The organism is Deltaproteobacteria bacterium (assembly GCA_016874755.1).
Lineage (GTDB): Bacteria > Desulfobacterota > Binatia > UBA9968 > UBA9968 > DP-20.
On the sequence record VGTH01000001.1, the window covers coordinates 201,552 to 225,904 of the forward strand.

Here is a 24,353-nt window from a genome sequence, read left to right on the forward strand (position 1 = left end):
GATTATTCATCGCTGCGGCGCGATCGAAGTGAAACTCTTCCGGAGCGAAGGCAACAGATATCCGCTTCGACGCCGCCTTGTAGGGGCGACCGGCGGTCGCCCTGCTCTGCGAATCGCAGTGAAAAGGTCGAAGAGATGCCCAGCATCGGCGAATCAAACCGAACGATTTGCGCTGATGCCTGCGCTCCTCCAGAGTTCCACTTCGATCGACACAGTGTCACGGGTTTTCCCCGTCGCATGAATAATTCGGGCTAGTGATCGACCTTGCCAGTGCCAATGACGCGCTCTAGCGCGTTGGCGCTAATTTCACCTTCGCGAATCATCTTGATGTGGTCCGCCGCAACTTCGATGACGGTGGAGCCGCGCTGGGAGGTCAGCGTGCCGCCGTCGACGAAAACGTCTACTGTGGCGCTGAAATATTGCTTTGCTTCGCTTAACGTTCGCGCGGGTTCTTTGCCTGAGGGGTTGGCGCTGGTGGCGGTGAGCGGGTGGCCGAGCAATCTGACTAGCGCTCCGGCGATGGGCTGGCTGGAGATGCGCACGCCAATGCCGCCGGTGCGGCTCACCAGCGGGCGGGGGATGTCTTGGCGCGCTGGTAAGACGATCGTCAACGGACCGGGCCAGAAGTAGTCCATGAGCCGTTGGGCCAACGGCGGCACGCTGGCCACCAACCGGTCGAGCATGGCGATATCACCGACGAGCACTGGGAAAGGGTTGTTTAAGTCGCGGCCTTTGAGTTGAAACACCTTCTCGACCGCCGCAGGGTTCAGTGCGTCGGCGCCCAAGCCGTAGAGGGTTTCAGTGGGGAAAACGATGACATCGCCGCGCTTCAGTGCGGCGATGGTATTGGTGAGTTCGTTACTTCTGTCGTTCACTTTGCAGCTTGCGGTCCGGTTCCTCAATGCAGGGTTTAAACGCCAGACGCTAGACTCGAAACGCTAGACGCTCTGTAACGCCCTTTTCGCGATATCTTTCCGATAGTGCATGCCGTCCCAAGAAATTTGGCCAACGGCGCGATAGGCCTCCTCTACGGCGGCGGCGACGGTGGCGCCGCGCGCGGTGACGCCCAAGACGCGGCCGCCGTTGGTCTGCCAGGAGTCATTTTGTTTTGCCGTGCCAGCGTGGAAGACAAAGCCGCGCTGCCAATCTTTTAACTGAGCCAAGCCGCTGATGGTTTTGCCTTTGTCGTAGCTGCCGGGATAGCCCTGGGCACAGAGGACGATGCAGACCGCCGGCTCGTCGTGCCATTCGGCGTTTACTCGGTCGAGCTTGCCATCGATGGTGGCTTCGAGCAGCGGCACGATGTCGCTTTTTAAGCGCATCACGATCGGCTGACACTCGGGGTCGCCGAAGCGGGCGTTGAATTCCAAAACCTTGGGGCCGGTTTTGGTGATCATCAAGCCGGCATAGATCACGCCTCGATAGTCAATGTTTTGCTTTTTCAAACCGCCGAGCAGCGGCTTTAAGACTTCGGCGATGATGCGCTGATGCATCGCCGCCGTGATCACCGGCGCCGGCGAGTAGGCGCCCATGCCGCCGGTGTTGGGGCCCTGATCGTTGTCGAAAACACGCTTGTGGTCCTGCGACGAGGCGAGCGGCAATATGTGCGCGCCGTCGGTCAAGACCATAAATGATGCCTCTTCACCGTCGAGAAATTCTTCAATGACCAGTTTGTTACCGGCGTCGCCAAAGGATTTTTTGACGAGGATCTCGTCGATGGCCGCTTCGGCTTCATGCCGGTTTGCGCAGATGAGCACGCCCTTGCCAGCGGCGAGGCCGTCGGCTTTGACGACATAGGGCGGCTTTTGTTGGGCGAGATAGGCTTTCGCGCTGGCCGCATCGGTAAATGTGCCGAAGGCCGCGGTGGGGATACCGTTGTCGTCGAGGATCGCTTTGGCGAAGGCTTTGCTGCCTTCCAGCTGCGCGGCGGCTTTGTTCGGGCCGAAGATTCGCAGACCGCGTGATCCGAACCAGTCGCTGATTCCCAACGTCAGTGGAACCTCGGGACCGACGACCGTGAGGTCGATTTTTTCTTTGACGGCAAAATCGGCAAGCTTGTCGATTTGCTCCACGGCTATTGCAACGTTTTCGGCGATTTCGCCGATGCCGGCGCTCCCCGGCGCGCAATAGATCTTGCTCACGCGTGGGCTCTGGCTGATTTTCCAGACCAGGGCGTGTTCGCGGCCGCCGGAACCAACAACCAAAATTCGCATAATTAAAAGTTCAAAATTAAAAATTAAAAAAGCCGACACCGGAGCGCTTGGAGCTGATATCGAATGCTCGTTGAGCCCCTCCGTTTTCTTACTTTTTAATTTTGAATTTCTTCCTAGTGTCGAAAGTGCCTCATTCCAGTAAAAACCATCGCGACGCCGTGTTCATTGGCCGCGGCGATCACTTCTTCGTCTTTGATCGAGCCGCCGGGTTGGATGACTGCTTTAGCACCGGCGTTGGCGGCTTCATCCAAACCATCGCGGAAGGGGTAGAAAGCGTCCGATGCCACGGCCGAGCCTTTGAGGTCGAGGCCGTGGGTGGCGGCGCGCAGCACAGCGATCTTGGTCGAATCGATGCGGCTCATTTGCCCGGCGCCGACGCCTAAGACTTGATCGGGCGAGGCGAAGACGATGGTGTTCGATTTTACGTGACGGCAAACCCGCCAGGCGAAATCCAAAGCTTGGTACTCCGCTTCGGTCGGCACTCGTTTGGTTACGACCTTGCACTTGCGCACGTCCACGGTGCCGGTGTCCCAGTCTTGCAAAAGCACGCCGCCGCGCACGCGGCGGACGTCGTAGCCGCCGCCTTGGGGTTGGCTCATGTCGAGTTCTAGGAGCCGAATGTTGAGCAAGCGCTTTTGCGAGGAGAGGACAGCCTTGGCTTCGGGCGTATAGCTCGGCGCGATGACGATTTCGAGGAAAATATCTTTCAGCTCCTTGGCCAGCTCTTCGTCGACAGGGCGGTTGAACGCGAGCACACCGCCAAAGATCGAGACCGGGTCGCAAGCTTTGGCTTTGCGGAAAGAGTCGACGAGCGAGGTTTTCGAGAGCGCCACGCCGCACGGGTTGTTGTGCTTAATCGCTACCGTGGCGATGTCGGCAAATTCCATCACCGTGCTCAGCGCCGCGTCGGCGTCGAGAATATTATTAAAGGAGAGTTCTTTACCCTGGAACTGCTTGGCTTTGGCAATGGCCGGGCCGGTGTCGCCGCTGGTGCCGTAGAAGGCGGCGCTTTGGTGCGGGTTCTCGCCGTAGCGCATGTCTTGAAGTTTGTTGACTTGAATATTGACGGTGCTGCCCCAGCGCTGCGGCTGCATTGCATCGTCCAATGACGAGAAGTAGTTGGAGATCGCGCCGTCGTAGCGCGCGGTATGCTGAAACGCTTTACAGAAGAGCCGGAAGTGGGTTTCGGGCGCCAGCGAGCCGTTGTTGGCTTTTAGTTCGTTCAGGATCGGCTCGTAATCGGCCGGGTCGACGACGATGCCGACATGTTGATGATTTTTCGCCGCCGCGCGCACCATGCTCGGGCCGCCGATGTCGATGTTCTCGACGATCTCTTCAAAGCTCGCGCCGCGCGCCACGGTGGCTTCGAAGGGGTAGAGATTGACGACGACGAGATCGATGGGCGCGATGCCGTGCTCTTTCATCTTGGCAACATGTTCAGGATTGTCTCGGAGGGCGAGAATGCCGCCATGGATTTTTGGATGGAGCGTCTTGACCCGGCCGTCCATCATTTCCGGAAAGCCAGTCAACTCAGAAACGTCTTTGACGGGAATCTTGTTCTCGCGCAGCAGCGAAGCGGTGCCGCCGGTGGAAACCAATTCGATGCCGAGCTGGGAGAGCGCGCGGGAAAACTCGACGATGCCTTGTTTGTCTGAAACGCTAATGAGGGCGCGTTCAATCCTGCCCACAGTAGGAATCCTCCTAAGTATTGATGTGAATACGGGGAACGCGAGCGCCGACGAAAGTGAAGACCTCGTATGAAATTGTGCCGGTCCATGCGGCCATCTCGTCGGCAGTGATTTCCCCGCCGCCTTGACGACCGAGAAGCACAACTTCATCTCCCGATTGCACGTTGGCTATATCGGTAACATCCAGCATAGTCAAATCCATGCAGACGCGCCCAGCAACTCTGGCGCGTTGGCCGCGCACCAGCGCTTCGCCGCGATTGGAAAGCAGGCGCGAATAGCCATCGGCGTAGCCGATGGGCAGCGTGGCGATCAGACTCTCTCGCTCGGTAACGAAGGTTTGGCCGTAGCTAATGCTCGATCCGGGCGGGACTTTCTTGAGCTGCAGAATGCGTGTTTTCCACGCCATCACCGGTTTTAGAGTAACCTGTGCGGCCATCTCGCGCGACGGATAGCCGCCGTAGAGCATGATACCGGGGCGAACCATATCGAAATAGGCCGCCGGCTGCGTGATCGTCGCCGCGCTGTTAGCCAGGTGACAGTATTGCGGCGCGATGCCTTGTGCGCGCAGCTGTGCCACCAAATCAGCGAAGACCGCCAGTTGTTTTTTGGTATAAACGCCTTCGACGCTCTCCGCCGTGGAAAAATGGGAAAAGAGGCCTGCGATTTTAAGTGCGTTGAGTTTTTTGAGCTTGGGCAGCCAGTGAGCAACGTCACCGGCCGGCAGGCCGATGCGGCCCATGCCGGTGTCGACTTTTAGATGGACATGCAACGTTGTGCCACGCCGCTGGATCTCGACGTCGAGGCGCTTCATCGCATCGACGTCATGGACGACGGGTGTGAGTTTGTTGGCGAGAAGCTGATCGACTTGCTCAAGATAAACGCCGGCGAGAACGAGAATCGGCGCCGCGATATTGGCGCGACGCAGCTCGGTACCTTCTTCGAGCGTGGCGACGCCAAAGGCGTCACTACCAGCGCTCGCTAAGGTCTGCGCGACGGCCACGGCGTCATGGCCATAGCCGTTGGCTTTGACCATCGAGAGAATTTTTACTTTGTCGCCGACTTTGTCGCGGACTTGGCGTAGGTTCCAGCGCAGCGCATCGTGATCGATGAAACAAAGCGTCGGGCGTCCTGGCGGTGTGTGGGTCATGCAGGCTGACAACTATTTTACTTGAGAACCTGAGTTAGCGGGCTTGTCGGGGGTTAGCAGAATCACTTGTTCGCCGCTCGACGCCGCCAGCAGCATGCCTTGGCTTTCCAGGCCGCGCAGTTTGGCGGTTTCCAGATTGGCCACGACCACGATTTGTTTGCCGACCAGCTCTTGCGGTGTGTAGTGGCTGCGAATGCCGGCGCAGATTTGCCGCTGTTCATCGCCCAGATCGATCTGCAAAACCATCAGCTTGTCGGCGTTGGGATGGGGCTCGGCCGACTTCACGGTCGCGACCTTGAGCTCAACTTTGCGGAAATCTTCGATCGAGATCATTCACGTTCCTTCCAGGGCAGTTCTTGAAAGCTATCAGAATCATCTAGGCAAGAAAAGCAAAGCGCGGCGTGTCTTGACAAGCGCGAGAGCGATTTCGTATTAACAGTAACAGTTACTAATACAAAGGGAGGAGTTTTTATGGCAAAGCCATTAAATGGAACCAAGAGTCACGACAACCTCAAGGGCGCTTTCGCCGGCGAGTCGCAGGCGAACCGGCGTTACCTGTACTTTGCACGGGTGGCGGACATTGAAGGTTATCCCGATGTCGGCGGTCTGTTCCGCGACACCTCGGAGGCGGAAACCGGCCACGCCTTCGGTCATTTGGATTTCTTGAAGGAAGTCGGCGACCCCTGCACCGGCGTGCCGATCGGCACCACGGCGAAGAACCTGAAATCGGCCGTCGAAGGCGAGACCTACGAGTACACTGAAATGTACCCGGGCTTTGCCAAGACCGCGCGCGACGAGGGCTTGCCGGAATTGGCCGAGTGGTTTGAGACTCTCGCCAAGGCCGAAAAATCCCACGCTGGCCGCTTCCAAAAAGGGCTCGACACCCTGGGCTAAGCGGATTGTCCTGTGGAGCCCGGCATCGACGCGTGGGGGTACTCATACGTCGATGCTGGGAACCACCTTGGTCGAACGTTCCTCTCATACCTGCACTGTTCGAACGCGAACTGATTTCACTATGGCGGTCAGAACTTAAAATGAAACCTGTGGGGCTCGACGATATCCTGGGCTTTAGCGCTTACGAGAAAGTGCGCCAGGAGTTTCGCCAAAAGATTATCGAACTCAAGCAGAAGCGGCGGGTTTCGGTGGGGGATAAGGTCTCACTCGTGTTTGAAAACCGTGACACGGTGATCTTTCAAATCCAAGAAATGCTGCGCGCCGAGCGGATTACCGATTTGGACAAGATTCGCGAAGAGATCTCGGTTTACAATCAATTCCTGCCGGTGGGATCCGAGCTCAGCGCGACGTTATTTCTCGAAATCGAGGACCAATCCCATTTGCGCGACGATCTGCTCAAGTTCCAGGGCATCGATGAAGCGGTTTATTTGAAAATCGGCGCGCACAAGATACCGGCGCAGTTCGAAGAAGGCCGGAGCAAGGAAGACAAGATCAGCGCCGTCCAATATGTGCGTTTCCCGTTTAGCGCCGAGGAACGCAAGGCCTTTCTCGAAGGACAACCGAGCGAGTTGTCGGTGGACCATCCCAACTACAAGGCGGCGATCTTGCTCAAGCCCGAAGTGCAAAAGGCTTTGGCGGCCGACCTGATGGAGCCATAAGATGGCGCACGTGAGCAAGCAGGCAAGAAACACCAAGCAACTGGAAGTCATCTGGGCTGCCCTCCGGCATGACAAGTCGCACCCGACCGCCGACCAGGTCTACCAGAAGGTGCGGCGCAAGCTGCCGAACATCAGTCTCGGCACGGTCTATCGCAATTTGCAGAAGTTGGTGGCTGAGAACCGGCTGCAAGTGTTGATCTTGGGGCGCAGCCAGCATTTCGATCCGCTGGTGGAGCGCCATCAACATTTTATCTGCGAACGATGCGAACAGGTTTACGATGTGCTGGTCGATCACCAAAAAGAAATCAAGCCCGCCAAACTGCCCCACGAAGGTTTCAAAGTCACGTCCCACCAACTGGCTTTCTACGGCACCTGCAAAGAGTGCTCGCGCTAGACCGGCTGTTAGCAGCGAACTTTAATCTTGAACCGAACCCGGCGCCGCGATAAGTTCGGGCTTCGAGGCGCGCTATGACCGAGGTTTACCTACCTGCCGAGTCGCAAAAGCGTTTGCTTGAGATTGCTCGCATGACGCTCTGCCGATTCGTTTGCCACCAGCCGCTCGACATCGAGAGCCCCGACGATCTTTATCTCACCAGCGACGACTACGGCGCCTTTGTCAGCCTGTTCAAAGGCGAGGAGCTGCGCGGCTGCGTGGGCACGTGCACGCCGCATCACCCGCTCTACGAAACCGTGATCGACATGACCCAAGCGGCGGCGTCGCGCGATAGTCGCATGGCGCCGATTGGCGCGCAGGAGCTCGGCGAGATTCAACTGGACATCACGGTGATCTCCCGGTTGGTCAAAGCCGAAGCGCCGCTCAAGCTTGTGGTGGGCAAGCATGGACTGCACGTCGCCAGTGGCCGGTCGCGCGGCGTGTTATTGCCGCAGGTGGCCAGTGAACGGGGCTGGGACATGGAGACTTTTCTCGCGCAGACTTGCGTGAAGGCGGGTTTGAAAAGAGAAGCTTGGCTTAGTCCCGACACGGAAGTTTCGTCATTTACGGCATTGATCATCGAGGAGCATGTATGAAGCGGCGCAATTTTGTCGGCCTGTTGGCGGGCGGTCTATTGCTGCATCTGCGCGATGCCGCCCAGGCGTTTTGCAATCCATCGTTGGTGCAGCTGATTGGCCAGGGGCGTAAGCTGGTGCAAGCTCGTCCCGGCGCCAAGGGGCTTTCGCTCGGCAACTATTTCATTCAATGGTTCGGCCATTCGAGTTTTCTGATTCACTCCGGTAGCCAAACCAAGGTGGTGGCCGATCCCAATTTCGACGTCACGCCCGGCATTCAGGCCGACGCCATCACCATTAGCAACGACCATTTTACGCATAACAACACCGGCGCCGTGACCGGCGATCCGGTGATTCTGCGCGGAATTACGTTTAAGCAAGCCTGGCAGCCGATCCGCACCAGCATCAAAGACATCACCATCGTCAATATCCCGAGCCAGCGCAGCGCCAACTGGGGAGCGATCGCTAACTCGATCTTCATTTGCGAAATGGGCAGCCTGTGCATCGCCCATCTCGGCAACATCGGCCACTTGCTGACGCCGGAGCAGGAAAAAGTCATGCAGCGGGTCGACGTCATGATGGTGCCGATCGATGCCATGACCAATCTAGGCTTCGAAGACATTCTAAAAGTCATCGATCAGGTCAAGCCACCGATCGTCATTCCCATGCATTATGATATTGCCCGCCAGGGCGAGCTGTTCGCCGCGTTTGCCAAAGAGCACTACCCGATTCGCAAGCTCGATGACTCCCAGTTGACGCTTAATCGGTCGATGCTGCCGAAGAACACGGAAGTGTTTGTGCTGAAACATCCGCGGCCGTCGCGGTTTGCGGATTGAGGGCGACCAGCCCATCGCCCTGACCGCGCACGATTGCAAACCGCTGCGGTTTACCGGCGACAGTTTGACGCCGGCGGTAGTTGCCTTTTTGCTTGTCCCTCCTATAATACTTCTTTACTTCTCGAGACGACATAACTCGCGCGAGGGGCATGTGAACCAAAACGAAGTCGAATATTTTCGCAGCTTGCTGACTCAACGGATCATGGAGCTGCGCTCGGAAGCGGGCAAGACCGTCGAAGATATGGACGGCGAGACAAATTTCCCCGATCCGACCGACCGAGCGGCGCTGGAGTCGAATAGGAACTCGGTGCTGCGCATCCGCGACCGCGAGCGCAAACTGATTATCAAAATGCAGGAGGCGTTGCAGCGGTTGGAAAACGGCGAGTACGGCGTTTGCGAAGAATGCGGCGAGATGATTGGCGTGGAGCGGTTGAAAGCGCGTCCCGTGACGACGTTGTGCATCGAATGCAAATCCAACCAGGAAATCGAGGAGAAAAAGGCTAAACGAGCCGTTTAACCCCGTTCCTGTTGACCATTTCCCTATGAAAGTTCGAAAAGCAGTTATCCCGGTGGCCGGCCTGGGCACACGCTTTTTGCCGGCGACCAAAACCGTTCCCAAAGAATTGTTGCCGATCGTCGACATTCCGTCGATCCAATACGTCGTGCAAGAAGCGGTGGACTCGGGCATTCAGGAAATTATTTTTGTCACCGGCCGCGGTAAGGACGGCATCGAAGATCATTTCGATGAAGCCCCGGAACTGGAGCAGGTGCTGCAAGAGCGCGGTCAAACCGGCATGGTGGCGATGCTGCGCAAAATTGCCGAGATGACCGAAGTCGTCTCGGTGCGGCAGAAGCGGGCGTTGGGCTTGGGTCACGCCGTGTTGTGCGCGCGCGATCTGGTCGGCAACGAGCCGTTTGCGGTGTTGTTGGCCGACGACCTGATCGACAGCCGCACGCCCGGCGTGCGCCAGCTGCTCGATGTCTTCGAACAGAAAAATGAATCGGTGATTGCGCTCATGAAGGTTGCGCCGAGCGAAGTGTCGGCCTACGGCATCATCCGCGGCAAGGAGATCTCCAATCGGTTGTATTCGGTGCAGGCCACGGTCGAGAAGCCGGCGCCCGCCGATGCGCCGTCGCACATGGCGATCATCGGCCGTTACGTTTTGCGGCCGGAGATATTTACGATTCTCGAAAGACAGACACCTGGCCGGGGTGGCGAGATTCAACTCACCGACGGGCTCAACCAGTTGGCGCAAAGGCGCAATATGTTCGGTTGCCAATTCCGCGGCGAGCGTTACGATATCGGCGACAAGTTCGGTTTTGTCCGCGCGACCATTGCGTACGCATTGAAAAGGCCCGATTTGGAGGATAAGGTTAGGCACTACATGCGATCGCTGGTCGCGAAATCATAGACATATGGGGCTGTAGCTCAGTTGGGAGAGCGCCTCGTTCGCAACGAGGAGGCCGTGGGTTCGACTCCCATCAGCTCCACCAATTTTGCAAAGGCGGGTCAGTGACCCGCCTTTTTTTGTTGGAGGCATTGACAACGGCTGTCACGGTGCCGAACATTGAATAAATTTCGGCTGCGAACCGTCTTTGAGCTAATCGGAGGTTTTGCGCGATGGCGATTAATCCTAGCATCGTAATCAGAAATTTGGGCTGGCGCGGCTTCTTCCAGCTGCTGACCCATCTCCCCAGTTTCGTAAAATTGTTTGCGCGGCTGGTGAAAGATCCGCGGGTGACGGCGCTGCCCAAGCTCGTTGTGCTTGGGATACTGGCCTATCTGGTGCTGCCGACGGATTTGGTGCCGGATTTCATTCCTGGCCTGGGCCAGGCCGATGACCTGGCGGTGATTGTGGCGGGGTTAAAGCTCTTTTTGCGCCTGTGTCCGGCGGACGTGGTGCAGGAACACTTGAAAAGAATTTCTGCGGGAAAGTAAGCGGAAAATCGACCGGCTCGGGCGCTAATGTTTGGCGCCGGCTTTTTCTTCTTTGATGTTTTCGTGGATCATGCGCGGCACTCCGCCGCAGCTAAAGCAGCGCGGCGGCTCGTGCTTGGTCTCGCCTTCGGGGTAGCGCATGAACCGTTTGTAGAAGGGCTTTTCGGTGCCGACGTAGTCGTCGTAGTAAAAAGCCAGCTTGCCGCACTCACTGCACTGTAAGTATTTTGCCATTGCGTCCCCGTTCCCGCCTGTCGAGCACTCGTCGGCCAGAATACGCGTGAAGCCGGTGCAGGTCAATAATCGCGCCGCTTGTTGCATGGCAACGCAAAGTTCCATTATATTCGGACCCGTCCCGAAAAGCATTGCATTCACAATAGGAGGAGCTCATGGCGATCAAGCTTTATCAATCTCAAACCTCGATGTTCTGCGAAAAAGTCCGCATCGTTTTCGCACTCAAGAAAGTTCCCTACGAAGTGGTCGACGTGCGCAAGGACGAGCGCAAATCGTTGGTCGAGTACACCGGCCAGCGCAAAGTCCCCTCGACCAATTACAACGGCGAGATGGTCATCGATTCGACCGTGATCTCGGCGCGGCTGGAGAAAGATAATCCGGCGCCGAGCATCTACCCGGACAAAGCGGCAGACAAAGGGCTGTGTTTGGCGCTGGAAGATTGGTCGGATGAAATCTTGATCCACGCCAACCATGCGATGCGCCGTGCCGACACGCCGGAGGCGAAGCAGAAAGCCGAAGCCGAGTTAGGGGTTCATCTAAACACCCTCGAGCAAATCTACTCGGGCAAGAAGTTTGTCTTCGATCGCATGACCATCGCTGACATCTCGATCTTTTCCCAGCTCCACTATCTCTACACCACCGTCAAGTACGACATCCCGGCGCAGTACAAGAACGTCAACGCGTTTATGGAAAACATGAAGCAAACGCTCAAGTTGAAGTCTTTGGCGGATAGCTTCGACGCCGCTTCGCTCTAGGCTGCCGCCGCTCATGAACAAAGAAGTGATTGTGCCCCGTCTGGGCTCGAGTGACGAAAGCGACGAAGTCAAAGTGCTGCGTTGGTTGAAACAGCCCGGCGCGGCGGTGAGAAAGGGCGAAGGGTTGCTCGAAGTCGAGACCGACAAAGTCAACGTCGAAATCGAATCGCCCGGCGACGGCGTGCTGAAAGAGATTAAAGCCCAAGAAGGCGACACGGTGAAGTTCAGCGCCGTGGTGGCGATCATTGAAGGTTAGGTCGGAATGTCTCCCGCAAAGGCGCAAAGCCGCAGAGTTTCGGAGAGGAAATATTCACCACGAAGACCACGAAGCTCACGAAGGTAAGAAAAGAAAATAAAAATTTCTTTCCGAACTTCGTGAGCTTCGTGAGCTTCGTGGTGAAAGAATCCCGATGGAGGCGCACTTCTCGGGGCTTTTGTTTCGCACCAGCCTGGTGGGTGTTTTGCTTGGCTTGGTGGCGACGGTTTATCTGTTCTTTGGTCTTGCCGGTTTCGTTGCTCATCCACTCTTTAACAGTTTAGTTGCGGCGTCCCTTGGTGCTGCCGCACTGTTTTTTCTTTATGTTTTTGTTTCTTCTTGGCGCACCGCCCACTGGGTCGGGCGGCTGATCTGGCTGGCGCTCCTACTGATTCTTTTCGGCGAAACGCTCCTCGGGCTGACGCCGCCGACGGCGCGCGACGAGCTCACTCATCACCTAGCGATTCCCAAGCTCTACGCGCGTGCCGGGCGCATCGTCGAAGTGCCGATCGCCTACTACGCCTACTACCCGATGCTCCTCGACATGCTCTACACGCCCTGGCTGGTTTGGGGTTGGGACTTTGTCCCGAAGCTGATTCACGCGCTCTACGGCTACTTGACCGGCCTGTTGCTCTACGCCTATTTGGCGCGCCGGATGAACGGCATCTACGGGCTTTTGGGATTTTTCTTTTTCATTGCGACGCCGGTGGTGCTGCGCTTGAGCCACTGGGGCTATGTCGATCTTGGCGTGACGTTTTATACGACCGCCGCTTTGCTTTGCTTGCTCTCCTGGCGCGAGGAAAAGACCCGGCGCGGTTGGCTGGTGTTGGCGGCGCTGTCGCTCGGCTTGGCGATGGCGACCAAACCGAACGGCTATCTCGTGGCGGTGCTCGTGTCTGGGTTTTTTTTGTTCATAGCAGCGGGCGAGCCAGGGCGCGGCGCACGCAAGGTCGTCACCGATATGGTTTGTTTTGGTCTGCTCACGGCGCTGCCGCTGCTGCCCTGGCTGGGTAAGAACTGGCTGCAAACCGGCAATCCGTTTTACCCGCTCATGGGGCGCTACTTTCACTCCAGCGTGCCGAGCCCAGGCGGTGCTGCCGAGAGTTTTGTCGAGTTCGGTGTGTTCGCCAAGCGCGCCTTGCTCTACGGCGAGAGCGGCTGGCAAATCGCCGCGCTGCCCTTGCGGTTGTTTTTTTTCGGCCAGGACGACAACCCGCAGTATTTCGACGGAGCATTAAGCCCGCTGCTGATTTTGCTTCTGCCCTGGGCGTTTAAAGGCAAGTGGCGTGAAGAAAAGCAATTGCTCTTTGGCTTCGCCGCGCTGCTACTCGCTTTTGCCGTTGTCATGGTCGACATGCGGGCGCGCTATGTCTTGATGATCGTGCCGCCGCTGGTGATTTTGCTGGCCTACGCTGTGTTCAATATCTACCTGAGCATCAAACGGCCGGGTTACCTGTATGCGATTTTGATCGCTTTCGCGGCGTGGCAGGGGAGCTACCTGTGGGGCTACTTTCGCGAAGTCGCGCCGTGGCCCTATGTCATGGGTCGGGAGGGTCGAGTCAACTTCTTGACGCGCTCGCTGGCGGAATTTCCAGTGTTCCAGTACGTCAACCGGGAACTGCCGGCGGACGCGAAAGTGTACCTGATCTTTGTCGGGCGGCGCGTTTATTACTGCGAGCGGGACTATTTTCACGACCCCGGTGAATTACCTGGATTCTTGTTAACTACTCTGCGCGGTGCGCAAAAGCCGGACGATGTTGCCCAAGCGTTACAGCGAATGGGCATTAACCACCTAATGGCCCATGTCGACCTGCTGGGCCGTTATTTGCAAAATAATTTGACGCCGCCCCAAGGACTGCTTTGGAATGACTTCGTGGCACGACACCTGCATTTGAGCTTCCAGGATCGTGGCTACGCACTCTACAGAATCAGCCGCTGACCGCTATCACGTTTCGATCATCATCCCGGTTTTCAACGAAGCGGAAAATCTCGGCCCATTGCTCGACAAGATCGCTGCGCTTAGCTTGCCGAGCCACGAGATTATCGTTGTCGACGATGGCTCCACCGATGGCAGTGGCGCAGTAGCGGAGCAGGCCGGCGTCAAGATCGTGCGCCACCCGTACAACATCGGCAACGGCGCCGCCGTCAAAAGCGGCATACGCGCTGCTAGCGGCCGCTGGCTGGTATTGATGGATGGCGACGGCCAACACCAGCCGGAAGACATCGAAAAGCTGCTTGCCGAAACCGACAAATATCACATGATCGTTGGCGCCCGCGCCAAGGGCTCCAAGCTGCGCTTCCATCGCTATGTCGCCAATCAGTTTTATAATCTTTTTGCTTGCTACGTGACGCGCTTTCGCATCAAAGATCTAACCTCCGGCTTCCGCGTGCTGCCGCGGCGCGAGGCGCTGCGCTATATCGATCTCTTGCCCAACACGTTTTCCTATCCGACGACTATCACGATGGCTTTTTTGCGTTCGGGACTAACCGTGAAGTATGTGCCGATTCAAACGCTGTACCGCGCCGGCCACTCGAAGATCAAGTTGGTCAAAGACGGTGTGCGCTTTTTGTTGATCATCGCCAAGATCGCCACCCTGTTCGCGCCTTTTCGCGTTTTCATGCCGGTGAGCTTGGGGTTTTTCTTCACCGGCTTAGGCTACTATGGCTACACTTTTTTTCACTACGGCCGTTTCACCAACATGTCGGTGCTGCTGTTCGTGACTTCAGTGATTATTTTCATGCTCGGTCTGATTTCCGAGCAGATCGCCGCACTGCGCATGGAACGGCACTGGAGTAGGCCGGAGCCGATTTCCGTTCGAACAAATGAAGTCGTATTCGAAGAACAGCCTTTCGTGGTGGGCGATGTGGCCGGGGTGCTGCAGCGCAATCCGGAATTTGTCGAGCAAGAGATGCTGGCGCGCTAGGTTGCGAAACGGAGAGGCTGCTGATGGCACGCACGGCGCTAAAGCTCGACGAATCCAGCCAGGAAACTCTGCGGCGGTTCTACGATGAAGTTTATCACCGTGATGCAGGCACCGTTGCGCAGCCTTCGCGCCATCTGTGTGCCCTGGCGCGGCGGGTGGGATCGCTCTGGGAGCGTAAGCTGCTTGACGTCGCCTGTGGCAGGGGCGATTGGTTGATGGCCGCCGCTGCCTGCGGCGCCGTGACCGCCGGTCTCGATCTCTCGCCGATTGCCCTGGATGCCTGCCGTCAAGCGCTGCCGAGCGCTGATCTCAAGCAAGGTTCGGCCGAGGAGTTGCCGTTTGCGGACGGGCAATTCGACGTTGTCTCTTGCCTGGGCGCGCTGGAACATTTTCTCGATCCGCTGCGCGCTTTGCGGGAGATGAAGCGCGTGGCCAAAGCCGATGCCAAGTTTTTGCTCTTGGTGCCCAACGCCGATTTCTTGCCGCGCCGTTTAGGTTTGTACGGCGGCACTGAGCAAACCGCCGCGCGCGAAGAAGTGCTAACGTTGTCGCAATGGCGCAGCCTGTTCGAGAGTGCCGGTCTAGAAGTGGAGCAGCGCTGGCGTGATTTGCACGTTCTATCGGCGGATTGGATCTTTCGCGGCGCGCTCCATGCCTGGCTGCTGCGCGCTGCCCAAGCTTTGGCGCTGCCGCTCTGGCCGTTGTCTTGGCAGTATCAAGTTTATCATCTGTGCAGGGTGCGAGGTTGATCGACGTGGACATTCTCGTACTTACTTGGAACTATCCGCCGCGCCGCGGTGGGATTGAAAATGTCATGGCTCATCTGTGCGCCGGGCTAGCACACAATCATGCTGTGTCCGTTATCACTGCGCATACGATGGATCGCTCGGCGGATGAGAAAAACGTCTATCGCGGGCCGTTGGCTGGGCTGCTGCCCTTTGCGCTCTACGCACTCATGCGCGGCGCGCTGCAGCTGGTACGTAACCGGAGCCCGATCATCTTCGGCGGCAGCGCCTTGGTAACTCCCTTGGTGTTGCTGCTTGCACGGCTATTCGGCCGCAAAGCAGTTGTGCTCGTCCACGGGCTCGATGTGATTTACCCGAGCCCGCTCTACCAGCATCTCTGCGTGCGCTGGCTGCGCTTTTGTGACCAAGTTATCGCCAACAGCTCTTACACCGCAATGCTCGCGCGAGAAAAGGGTGTCGTTCCAAACTCGATCACCGTGATTGCTCCGGGTGTCGACAGCGACCGGTTTGCGGGCGCGGCCAACGATGAAACGACCGAAATGCTTGGGCTTGCCGGTAAGCGAGTTATTCTCTTTGTCGGCCGCTTGGCCAAGCGCAAGGGCGTGCGCGAATTTATTGCTCATGCGTTGCCGCGCATTGTCGAGAAAATTCCCAACGCCTGCTTCGCCGTCGTGGGCGCCAATCCCCATGCATCGCTGGCGCACCGCAATGACACGTTAGGGGAGATACGCGCCGAAATTGCCCGCCAGGGATTGCGTGATCATGTGCGGCTATTGGGCGCGCTGTCGGACGAAGCGCTGGTGCAGCTCTATCACGCCAGCGAATTGGTCGTCTTGCCAGTGCTCGCCGGCGGCGACGATGTCGAAGGCTTTGGCATCGTGCTCTTGGAAGCAGGCGCCGCGGGTAAGCCCGCAGTGGCCACTCGGGTTGGCGGTATTTCCGATGCCATTGACGACGGTCGAAGCGGTGTGCTGGTCGAGGCGGAAGATCATGACTCAATGGCGGATGCAGTCATCGCATTGTTGCAGGACGACGCCAGGCGACGCAGCATGGGGAACATTGCCCGCCGCCGCGCCCAGACGGCTTTTAGTTGGGCGCAAATCGTGCCGCGCTATGAAAAATTATTCCAATCTTTGCTCGCCGCGAGCGTGAGCGAAACCGCCATCGAGCAAAGCGCGCGATCTTAAGCGCATGAGCCTGCCCACTTCACCACGCCACGACGAGATCGTCACCGTCTATAGCGCGGCATCGCAGCTGCGCCAGCCGCTCCAGCTGGTGCGGACGATGATGCAGGATGCGTTCGCGGCGCGCTGGCTTGCTTGGCGCTTGCTGGTGCGCAATCTAAGCGCCCGCTACCGGCAAGCCTTGTTGGGTCACGCCTGGGGCCTCTTGCCGCCGCTGTTAACCACATTGGTTTTTGTTTTCCTGCAGGACGCCGGTTACTTCTCGGTGGAAAAAACCCCGGTGCCCTACGGCATCTTTGTCTTGACCGGCATGACGTTTTGGCAGGTGTTTGCCGATGCGCTGCAAGCGCCCATGCGGCAGGTGTCGCAGTGTCAGACGATGTTAACCAAAGTACAGTTTCCGCGCGAAGCGTTGATCATCGCCGGTGCCGGCGAGGTCCTCTATTCGTTCGCGATTCGTTTGCTGCTTTTGTTTGTTGTGGTGCTTTGGTTCGACGTGCCGTTGGCGAGCTCCCTTGTATATGTGCCCCTTGGCGTCTGCGCTTTGCTCGCTTTAGGACTAGCGCTGGGACTTTGGTTAACGCCGATTTCGATTCTCTACCAGGATGTGAATCACGGCTTGCCGTTCTTGGTTTCGCTTTGGATGTTTGCCACTCCGGTGCTTTATCCCGCACAGGCTAGCAGGGGAGGGTCTTTCTTCGTCAGGATCAATCCGGTGACTGCTTTGCTCGACACCACGCGCAGCTGGATGCTCGGCGGCGCGTCGCCATGGAGTCCTAATTTCTTTTGGATCTTTGGGCTCGTCATCTTGGCGCTGCTTTGCGGCTGGCTGCTTTACCGGTTGGCGTTGCCGGTCTTGATCGAGCGCATGAGCGGATAGACCGATGACTGGCCCAGCCGCATTGCAGGTCGAGCATGTCTCGAAGAAATTTTGCCGCAGCCTGAAGCGCTCGCTTTGGTACGGCCTGCAAGATTTGCTCGCCGAAGTGGCGGCGCAGGACGGCAGCCGTGGCTTGCATTTGCGCCCTGCAGAGTTTTTGGCCCTCGACGATGTGTCGTTTCAGCTCCAGCGCGGTGAATGTCTAGGACTGCTGGGCGCCAACGGCGCCGGCAAGAGCACGCTCTTGAAAATGCTCAACGGGCTGGTGCGGCCCGATGCTGGGCGCGTGGAAATTCACGGGCGGATTCGCGCGCTGATCGAGCTTGGCACCGGCTTTAGTCCGGTGCTGACCGGCCGGGAAAATATCTATATCAACGGCGCGATCCTTGGCTTTTCAAAAAAGGAGATCGAGAGCAAGTTCGATGAGATCGTAGAGTTCGCCGAGCTCGCCGATTTCATCGATACGCCGGTGCAAAGCTACAGCACCGGCATGCAGGTGCGTCTCGCCATGGCCGTGGCGGCGCATATGCAGGCTGAGTTCTTGTTGGTCGATGAAGTCTTGGCCGTCGGCGATATCGCTTTTCGCATGAAGTGCTTTCAGCACTTTCTCGATCTCAAAAACGCCGGCAAGACAATCGTGGTCGTGTCGCACAACATGGTCGACATCCATCGCGTCTGCGACCGCGTGATCGTCTTGGACCGCGGTAAGAAAATCTACGATGGCGCGGTCGCGAGCGGCATCGCGGCTTACGAGGAGCTGCTCTCCAAACGCGGCAGCTTGACCGATCAACGCAGCGCCGATGCGCCGGCGTCGATCGAGCGGGTCGAGCTGTTCGACGAGGACGGCAAGCCGTGCAGCGACTTTAACACCGGTGAAAATCTGACCGCAGCGGTGACGATCAGGTCTCAGCGCAAGATCGCCAACGCGCGCTTGATCGTTCACGTGCTCACCCCATCCTTGGGTCTGCTCGGTGCCTTTGCTTCGCCGCACAAGGGGTTTCGTTTCGATGTCGAGCCAGGGACGACGGTGGTGCATTTTTCCATACGCAAGCTGCCGTTGCTCGTTGGCAGCTACAGTCTGCGGCTCTATCTATACGGGCCTGACATCAAAGACTTTTATCACGAGGTCAGCCAGGCCGCGCTTTTCAAAATCGTTGGCCCGCCTGTGGATGCCTTCGGTTACGGTGTCTGTCACACGATTCACTTCGACCACAAGTGGGAAATCGCGGAACCAAGCCCAGGGCGGGAAAGCGCACTGACGCAGGGCCACTACAACGGGCTCTGAGCTGCGGCCGGCCTCCTTTCATCGAGCAGCAGGCCGAAGAAGCGCTCAAGCTCTCCAGCCATTGCCTGCCAGGTCGGCACGGCCCCATCGGGGATGCGATGGTGCGTTAATTGAAAAGAAACCGCGCGGGCCAGATCTATAGGATTTTTCGGCTCGAACAGACACTGCGGCAGTTCTCGCATCACTTCTCGCGCGCACCCAACGGCCGCCGCGACCAGCGGTGTGCGGCAGGCCAGCATTTCATAGAGTTTTTGTGGGAAGCTGAAACGCCCTTGCGGTGAGTTCTTGTAGCTGACGACTCCGACATCGAGGCTGCCCATGAGTAGCGGCACTTTATCGTGCGGCAGTTGCTGCAAGTCATGGATGCGCGGGCCGCTCGGAATGCGCAGCCCTTTTTCGCGTGGTCCCGCAAGCGCCAGATGCAAGTCTTCATCGGTTTGCGCCAGCATGGCGTAGGCGTGAAAGAGACTTTCGATATCGCGGCTGCGATGCAGCGCACCGGCGGTGCCGATGATTCTTGAGCCCACAGGCAGCCCGAGCTGTTGGCGGCACCAGGCGCGATCGCGCGGGTAAAATAACTGCGGGTCGAAGCCGGACTCAATCACCGTCGTGGCTTTATCGCGAGGGTAGCTGCTAACGACATAGTCGGCGAGTGGTTGGCTAAAACAGCTGACACCATCGGCCTGCCTGACGGCATGACGAAAGCTTTGTCGCAGCCCGGGAATGTTCGTGACACCAAACGCTTCAAAGTTATCGTAGAGGTCGATCACACACTTGGTCCGGTACGCCGCGGCCAACCGATAACCGAAGATGGCGTGCAACGCATCGGAGCAGGCCCAAATCACATCGGGTTGAAAATTGTTGAGCAAAGACCGCGCTTGCGCGAGATAGCTGAACAAGCCGGGTCGAAGGCCGCGCACCAGGGCACGTTACAAGGCGCGTATTCCCACCTTCCATATAGACTAGTACAAGACTATTGGCGTATGGTCAGTCCTTAAGCGACCGAGTAAACGGAACGGTAAGATAAGTTTACAACTCCGGAGCAAGATGGTACACTTCGCTAACTAAAGATAAATTTCGTTTGCGTGAATGGGTCAGTGGCGCATTTTTTGCTTTCGCTCACCCAAGGTTTTTGCTTTCGCAACGTGGCAGGGGGTCGTATGGCAGACAAGAAAAACCATTATGGTCGTCGACGATAATCCAGACATTATCACGATCGTCAAGACCATATTGGAGGGCAAAGGATACACCGTTTGGAGCGCCTCGAGCGGTCTGGAGCTGCTCAACCATTTGAAAAGTCAGAAACCCGATCTAATCATTCTCGATATTATGATGCCCGAGATGGATGGACTCGAAGTGTTGGGACGATTGAAGGGGGCGCCGGATTGGGCGACTATTCCAGTCATTCTATTGACAGCCAAAGTGCAGTACGAAGACGTGCTGGGCGGTTATAAGCTCGGCGCCGACTATTACATCACCAAACCCTTTACTAGCACCCAACTGGTGAACGGCATCAATCTGCTGCTCGGTGAAGCGAAAGTTTCGTAGCCCAATCAAATGCCGCAAGCAGGCCCCCTCCTTTAGATAGATCTTGACGAATCCTGCCCGCCGTTGTGGCGGGTTTCGATTTGCGTCGCACCTTTCGCTCATGTCATCGTGTTTTGAATGGTTCGTTTTATCACCTTCGAAGGCGGCGACGGTTCCGGCAAGACCACGCAGCTCAAACGGCTCGAAGCTTGGCTGAAGTCTCAAGGCCGTCGCTGTGTTGTCACACGTGAGCCCGGCGGCACCGCGCTTGGGCAAACGCTGCGCAAAGTCTTGCTGGAAGTCGGTGAAACGCCCGTGGTGCCGGCGGCTGAATTGTTGCTTTACCTTGCTGACCGCGCGCAACATGTTCAGGAGGTGATCAGGCCCGCGTTGCTGCGCGGCGACGTCGTGCTGTGCGATCGCTACACGGACTCGACGCTGGCCTATCAAGGCTACGGCCGGGGCATCGATCTGGCGGTTTTGCGCCAACAGAACGCGATTGCCAACGGCGGGCTGGCGCCGGATCTCACTTTGTTGTTTGACTGTCCCGTCGAAGTAGGGCTGGGGCGAACAGTACGACGCCAAACTGAAGCGGGCGCAGCGGCAAACGCCGAGGATCGCTTCGAGCGCGAGCACAAACAGTTTCACGAAAAGCTGCGCGCCGGATTTCTTGAAATGGCCAAGGCAGAGCCAAAGCGATTTCGCGTTATCGACGCGACCCAGTCGATTGAAGCGATTGCCGAGCAAGTCAGAACCATCGTCGAACGGGAACTGACCCCATGAGTTTTGCTGAAATTATCGGCCAGCCAAAGCCGTTGGCAATTCTCCGCAGCGCTTTGGCCAATGGCAGGCTGCATCACGCCTACTTATTTCTCGGTCCCGAGGGTGTGGGCAAGCGAGCGATTGCGTTGGCTTTGGCCAAGGCGATTCACTGCGCCGGCGCCAACGGTGACTTCTGCGGGCAGTGCGTCAATTGCAAGCGCATCGGCGATGGCAACCATCCCGATGTGCGCCTGGTCGAACCTCTGGCAGGCAGGAAAGAGATTGCGATTCAGCAGATTCGCGACATTGAAAAGGAGCTCAACTACCAGTCGTTTACCGGCGGGCGCAAGATCGTCATCTTCGATCGCGCAACCTTGATGAATCTCTCGTCGCAAAACGCGCTGCTCAAGACGCTAGAGGAGCCGCCGGCCGATTCGCTGCTGATTCTCATCGCCGCCAACGGCGGCGCGCTGCTGCCGACGCTGCGCTCGCGCTGTTTGAAAGTAAGTTTCGGCCCGTTGCACCGACCGGCGGTGGCTCAATACTTGGAACGCAACAAGCAGGTCAAAACCGAAGAGGCGCAATTCCTAGCCGCGCTCTCCATGGGAAGCCTTGGGCTGGCGCTCAAATTAAATGACCGCAAGCTGTTCGAAAAACGGCGCGAGTGGGCGGCGCTGCTCGGTTCTTTAGGCAAAGGCGATTACCGCAGCGGCAGTGACGCGGCGGAGAAGCTCGCCGGCAACAAGGACGATGCGCTCAAGTTTCTCGAATGGGCGGAGACGTTTTATCGCGATCTGCTGGTCTTCGCCGCGGTGCACAGCGGCGATGAATTGATCAATCTCGACTTGCTGAAACAGACTCAGCAGCTGGCTGGCGCGGTCACAGTTGAGAAATGGCTCGCGCTCTTCGAGCAAGCCGTCGGCGCTGGGGCGCGCATTCAGCGCAATTTGAACCGGCGCATGGTGCTCGAAGATCTGTTATTCAATGTTGTGGGAGCACGCTGATGGACCCGGTCTACATCACCACGCCGCTTTATTATGTGAATGGCGAGCCGCATCTGGGCAGCGCCTACACGATGATTATCACCGATACTCTGACGCGCTACTACCGGCAGAGCGGCCGCGAGACTTTCTATCTGACCGGCACCGACGAGCACGGCGACAAGATCGCTCAGGCGGCGGCGCAGGCCGGCAAGACGCCCAAGAAATTCACCGATCAGATCAGCGCGACTTTTCAGGCGGCGTGGGATAGCTGCGGTTTTGCCTACGATCATTTTATTCGCACCACGGATCAAGCGCATATCGATTTCGTCAAAGGGCTGCTGCAGCGCGTGCATGACGCCGGCGACATCTACTTTGACCGCTACGGCGGCCTCTACTGCGTTGGCTGCGAGCGGTTTCTGACTGAGAAAGAGTTGGTCGACGGCAAGTGTCCGGATCATCGCACCGAGCCCCAGCGCATCGAAGAAGAAAACTACTTTTTTCGCATGGGGAAGTATCAAGAACGGCTGCTGCAGCATATCGAGAGCCATGCGGATTTTATCCGCCCCGAAGGTTTTAAAAACGAAGTCATCGCCATGCTGCGCGAGCCGATTGGCGATTTGTGCATTTCGCGGCCGAAGAGCCGTTTGACCTGGGGCATCGAGTTGCCCTTTGACGCCAATTACGTGACCTACGTGTGGTTCGACGCATTGATTAACTACGTCAGCGCGCTCAAAGGCAAAGGCGATGCATTCTTCGAGAAGTTCTGGCCACAGGCGCAGCACTTCATCGGCAAGGACATCGTCAAACCGCACGGAGTTTTCTGGCCGACGATGTTGATGGCAGCAGGCTTGCCGCTCTACAAACATCTCAATGTCCACGGCTTTTGGACCAGTGAAGGGCAGAAGATGTCAAAGAGCTTGGGCAATGTCGTGGCGCCGTTGGAGCTAAAGGAAAAGTTCGGCATGGATGCGTTTCGCTATTTCGTGCTGCGCGAAAGTGTCTTTGGCCAGGATGCGGACTTCCGGCAAGATAATTTGATCGGCCGCTTTAACTCCGACCTGGCCAATAATCTTGGCAACTTTGTCAGCCGTGCGCTGGCGATGCAGCAGAAATACTTCGCCGGAATTATCCAGCCCCTGAGTGGCAATTGGCCAGACGAAGATCGCGAGCTGCAGAGCAAGTTCGCCCAGGTCGAAGCCGAACAGGAAAAGTTCATGGCGGAGTTGCAATTCCACCGGGCGCTGGAGGCGATCTGGGCGGCGCTCGATCATGCCAATCGCTACGTCGTCCAGACGGCGCCGTTTACGCTATACAAAGACGAAGACAAACGGCCGCGCGTGGGGGCGATCTTGCACCAATTAATGGAGGTCATTCGCTCGCTCGCGCGTTTGTTGGCGCCGTTTATGCCGGATACGGCCAAAGAGCTGGGAGTTTTGCTCGATCTCTCCGCTGCTACAGCGCGGCCGCAAGCCGCTTGGGGAAAATGTTTTACCGACGGCCATGCCGTAAAGACCACCAAGGGGTTATTCCCGCGCATCGAGACGGATAAAAAGAAGTAGGGGCGACCGGCCGGTCGCCTTCTTTCTATCATGCTGATCGACAGCCACTGCCATATTCAAGGCAAAGAGTACATCGGCGAGGCTGACGCGGTGATCGCGCGGGCACAAAACGCCGGCATTACCAACCTGGTCGTTGTTGGCGGCGCCGGCGATATGTCGAGCAACAGTGCAGCAGTAGCTTTGGCTCAGCGCTGCGATAATGTTTATGCCACGGTGGGCATGCATCCGCACGACGCCAAGGACGTCGGCACGGATGAATTGCAAACACTGCGCGAGTTGGCCGCCCAGCCGAAAGTCGTTGCCATTGGCGAAACCGGCCTGGACTACTACTACAATCACTCGCCGCACGAAGTGCAGCGCCGCGTCTTTGCCCAGTTCATCGGCATGGCGCGTGAAACCAAGCTGCCGATTGTGGTCCACGAGCGGGATGCGGCCAAAGAAGCCGCCGACTTATTGAGCACAGAAGGGCAGGGCGCGCTGCGCGGCGTGATTCATTGCTTCACAGGCGATTACGCCGCGGCGTGTGCCTACCTGGACCTGGGTTTCTATCTTTCCTTTACCGGAGTCATCACATTCAAAAACGCCGAAGCGCTGCGCGACGTGGTGCGCCGCGTGCCGCTGGAACGTATGTTCGTCGAGACCGATTCGCCCTATCTCACACCCGTGCCGCACCGCGGCAAACGCAACGAGCCGGCGTTCGTGCGTTTCGTTGCCGAGACCATGGCACAGATCAAAGGCGTTTCGCTCGACGAAGTGGCGCGCGTGACCACGGAAAACGTGCGCGCGTTGTTCGGCATCAAATAGGAGCCAGGGT

General features: G+C 57.6%; 27 protein-coding genes, 1 tRNA gene and 1 pseudogene. 22 read left to right on the forward strand and 7 right to left on the reverse strand.

Annotation, left to right across the window (positions count from 1 at the left end):
- Positions 1-251: 251 nt before the first annotated feature.
- The 5 genes from FJ145_00945 to metG (FJ145_00965) form a co-directional block, all read right to left on the reverse strand.
- Positions 252-902 carry a threonylcarbamoyl-AMP synthase gene (locus tag FJ145_00945; GenBank protein ID MBM4259991.1) on the reverse strand — a complete coding sequence of 217 codons (651 nt, stop codon included), beginning with the start codon at positions 900-902 and terminating at the stop codon, positions 252-254.
- 36 nt (positions 903-938) lie between these two features.
- A complete protein-coding gene (purD, locus tag FJ145_00950) occupies positions 939-2,213 on the reverse strand; it encodes a phosphoribosylamine--glycine ligase (protein ID MBM4259992.1) in 1,275 nt (424 codons plus the stop codon).
- Positions 2,214-2,326: 113 nt separating this feature from the next.
- Entirely contained in the window at positions 2,327-3,901 is a 1,575-nt protein-coding gene (purH, locus tag FJ145_00955; protein MBM4259993.1) for a bifunctional phosphoribosylaminoimidazolecarboxamide formyltransferase/IMP cyclohydrolase, read from the reverse strand.
- A 13-nt stretch (positions 3,902-3,914) separates the two neighbouring features.
- Positions 3,915-5,048, reverse strand: a complete 1,134-nt coding sequence (alr, locus tag FJ145_00960) for an alanine racemase (GenBank protein MBM4259994.1) — start codon at positions 5,046-5,048, stop codon at positions 3,915-3,917.
- 12 nt (positions 5,049-5,060) lie between these two features.
- A complete protein-coding gene (metG, locus tag FJ145_00965) occupies positions 5,061-5,381 on the reverse strand; it encodes a methionine--tRNA ligase subunit beta (protein ID MBM4259995.1) in 321 nt (106 codons plus the stop codon).
- 138 nt (positions 5,382-5,519) lie between these two features.
- On the opposite strand from metG (FJ145_00965), the gene FJ145_00970 reads away from it, so the two are divergent.
- From FJ145_00970 to FJ145_01010, 9 genes are all read left to right on the forward strand, one after another.
- Positions 5,520-5,942, forward strand: coding sequence for a rubrerythrin (locus FJ145_00970; protein ID MBM4259996.1), 423 nt, complete (start codon positions 5,520-5,522; stop codon positions 5,940-5,942).
- Between the two features lie 140 nt (positions 5,943-6,082).
- Positions 6,083-6,661, forward strand: coding sequence for a DUF3501 family protein (locus FJ145_00975; protein MBM4259997.1), 579 nt, complete (start codon positions 6,083-6,085; stop codon positions 6,659-6,661).
- Between the two features lies 1 nt (position 6,662).
- Positions 6,663-7,055, forward strand: coding sequence for a transcriptional repressor (locus tag FJ145_00980; GenBank protein MBM4259998.1), 393 nt, complete (start codon positions 6,663-6,665; stop codon positions 7,053-7,055).
- Between the two features lie 74 nt (positions 7,056-7,129).
- Entirely contained in the window at positions 7,130-7,690 is a 561-nt protein-coding gene (amrA, locus tag FJ145_00985; GenBank protein ID MBM4259999.1) for an AmmeMemoRadiSam system protein A, read from the forward strand.
- Complete coding sequence (locus FJ145_00990; protein MBM4260000.1) at positions 7,687-8,505, forward strand: MBL fold metallo-hydrolase; 819 nt, start codon at positions 7,687-7,689, stop codon at positions 8,503-8,505. The genes amrA and FJ145_00990 overlap by 4 nt, the downstream gene beginning before the upstream one ends.
- A 151-nt stretch (positions 8,506-8,656) precedes the next feature.
- The gene (dksA, locus tag FJ145_00995; GenBank protein ID MBM4260001.1) at positions 8,657-9,022 is read left to right on the forward strand and encodes an RNA polymerase-binding protein DksA; all 366 of its coding nucleotides are present in this window, start codon (positions 8,657-8,659) and stop codon (positions 9,020-9,022) included.
- 25 nt (positions 9,023-9,047) lie between these two features.
- Positions 9,048-9,917, forward strand: a complete 870-nt coding sequence (gene galU, locus FJ145_01000; GenBank protein ID MBM4260002.1) for a UTP--glucose-1-phosphate uridylyltransferase GalU — start codon at positions 9,048-9,050, stop codon at positions 9,915-9,917.
- Positions 9,918-9,923: 6 nt separating this feature from the next.
- Positions 9,924-9,999: transfer RNA gene (locus FJ145_01005), tRNA-Ala, on the forward strand.
- A 127-nt stretch (positions 10,000-10,126) separates the two neighbouring features.
- Positions 10,127-10,444: a DUF1232 domain-containing protein gene (locus FJ145_01010; GenBank protein MBM4260003.1), complete on the forward strand. Its 318-nt coding sequence runs from the start codon at positions 10,127-10,129 to the stop codon at positions 10,442-10,444.
- A gap of 24 nt (positions 10,445-10,468) precedes the next feature.
- Here the strand turns inward: FJ145_01010 and FJ145_01015 are convergent, their stop codons facing one another.
- The gene (locus tag FJ145_01015) at positions 10,469-10,678 is read right to left on the reverse strand and encodes a hypothetical protein (protein MBM4260004.1); all 210 of its coding nucleotides are present in this window, start codon (positions 10,676-10,678) and stop codon (positions 10,469-10,471) included.
- A gap of 155 nt (positions 10,679-10,833) precedes the next feature.
- On the opposite strand from FJ145_01015, the gene FJ145_01020 reads away from it, so the two are divergent.
- From FJ145_01020 to FJ145_01055, 8 genes and pseudogenes are all read left to right on the forward strand, one after another.
- A complete protein-coding gene (locus tag FJ145_01020; GenBank protein MBM4260005.1) occupies positions 10,834-11,433 on the forward strand; it encodes a glutathione S-transferase family protein in 600 nt (199 codons plus the stop codon).
- Between the two features lie 13 nt (positions 11,434-11,446).
- Positions 11,447-11,689 (forward strand): hypothetical protein, encoded by a 243-nt coding sequence (locus tag FJ145_01025; GenBank protein ID MBM4260006.1) that lies wholly within the window; start codon positions 11,447-11,449, stop codon positions 11,687-11,689.
- Between the two features lie 154 nt (positions 11,690-11,843).
- Positions 11,844-13,628, forward strand: coding sequence for a hypothetical protein (locus tag FJ145_01030; GenBank protein MBM4260007.1), 1,785 nt, complete (start codon positions 11,844-11,846; stop codon positions 13,626-13,628).
- Entirely contained in the window at positions 13,597-14,613 is a 1,017-nt protein-coding gene (locus tag FJ145_01035; protein MBM4260008.1) for a glycosyltransferase family 2 protein, read from the forward strand. The genes FJ145_01030 and FJ145_01035 overlap by 32 nt, the downstream gene beginning before the upstream one ends.
- Before the next feature lie 23 nt (positions 14,614-14,636).
- Entirely contained in the window at positions 14,637-15,362 is a 726-nt protein-coding gene (locus FJ145_01040) for a class I SAM-dependent methyltransferase (protein MBM4260009.1), read from the forward strand.
- A 5-nt stretch (positions 15,363-15,367) separates the two neighbouring features.
- Positions 15,368-16,546 (forward strand): glycosyltransferase family 4 protein, encoded by a 1,179-nt coding sequence (locus FJ145_01045; GenBank protein ID MBM4260010.1) that lies wholly within the window; start codon positions 15,368-15,370, stop codon positions 16,544-16,546.
- A gap of 4 nt (positions 16,547-16,550) precedes the next feature.
- Entirely contained in the window at positions 16,551-17,423 is an 873-nt protein-coding gene (locus FJ145_01050; GenBank protein ID MBM4260011.1) for an ABC transporter permease, read from the forward strand.
- Between the two features lie 4 nt (positions 17,424-17,427).
- Positions 17,428-18,132, forward strand: a pseudogene (locus tag FJ145_01055) (ABC transporter ATP-binding protein).
- A gap of 560 nt (positions 18,133-18,692) precedes the next feature.
- Here the strand turns inward: FJ145_01055 and FJ145_01060 are convergent.
- Complete coding sequence (locus tag FJ145_01060; protein MBM4260012.1) at positions 18,693-19,628, reverse strand: glycosyltransferase family 4 protein; 936 nt, start codon at positions 19,626-19,628, stop codon at positions 18,693-18,695.
- A gap of 169 nt (positions 19,629-19,797) precedes the next feature.
- On the opposite strand from FJ145_01060, the gene FJ145_01065 reads away from it, so the two are divergent.
- From FJ145_01065 to FJ145_01085, 5 genes are all read left to right on the forward strand, one after another.
- Positions 19,798-20,256: a response regulator gene (locus FJ145_01065; GenBank protein ID MBM4260013.1), complete on the forward strand. Its 459-nt coding sequence runs from the start codon at positions 19,798-19,800 to the stop codon at positions 20,254-20,256.
- A 117-nt stretch (positions 20,257-20,373) separates the two neighbouring features.
- The gene (locus FJ145_01070) at positions 20,374-21,018 is read left to right on the forward strand and encodes a dTMP kinase (protein ID MBM4260014.1); all 645 of its coding nucleotides are present in this window, start codon (positions 20,374-20,376) and stop codon (positions 21,016-21,018) included.
- Positions 21,015-22,001 carry a DNA polymerase III subunit delta' gene (holB, locus tag FJ145_01075; GenBank protein MBM4260015.1) on the forward strand — a complete coding sequence of 329 codons (987 nt, stop codon included), beginning with the start codon at positions 21,015-21,017 and terminating at the stop codon, positions 21,999-22,001. The genes FJ145_01070 and holB overlap by 4 nt, the downstream gene beginning before the upstream one ends.
- Complete coding sequence (gene metG, locus FJ145_01080; protein ID MBM4260016.1) at positions 21,890-23,539, forward strand: methionine--tRNA ligase; 1,650 nt, start codon at positions 21,890-21,892, stop codon at positions 23,537-23,539. The genes holB and metG (FJ145_01080) overlap by 112 nt, the downstream gene beginning before the upstream one ends.
- A gap of 30 nt (positions 23,540-23,569) precedes the next feature.
- Positions 23,570-24,343 carry a TatD family deoxyribonuclease gene (locus tag FJ145_01085; GenBank protein ID MBM4260017.1) on the forward strand — a complete coding sequence of 258 codons (774 nt, stop codon included), beginning with the start codon at positions 23,570-23,572 and terminating at the stop codon, positions 24,341-24,343.
- The last annotated feature ends 10 nt before the right edge of the window (positions 24,344-24,353 follow it).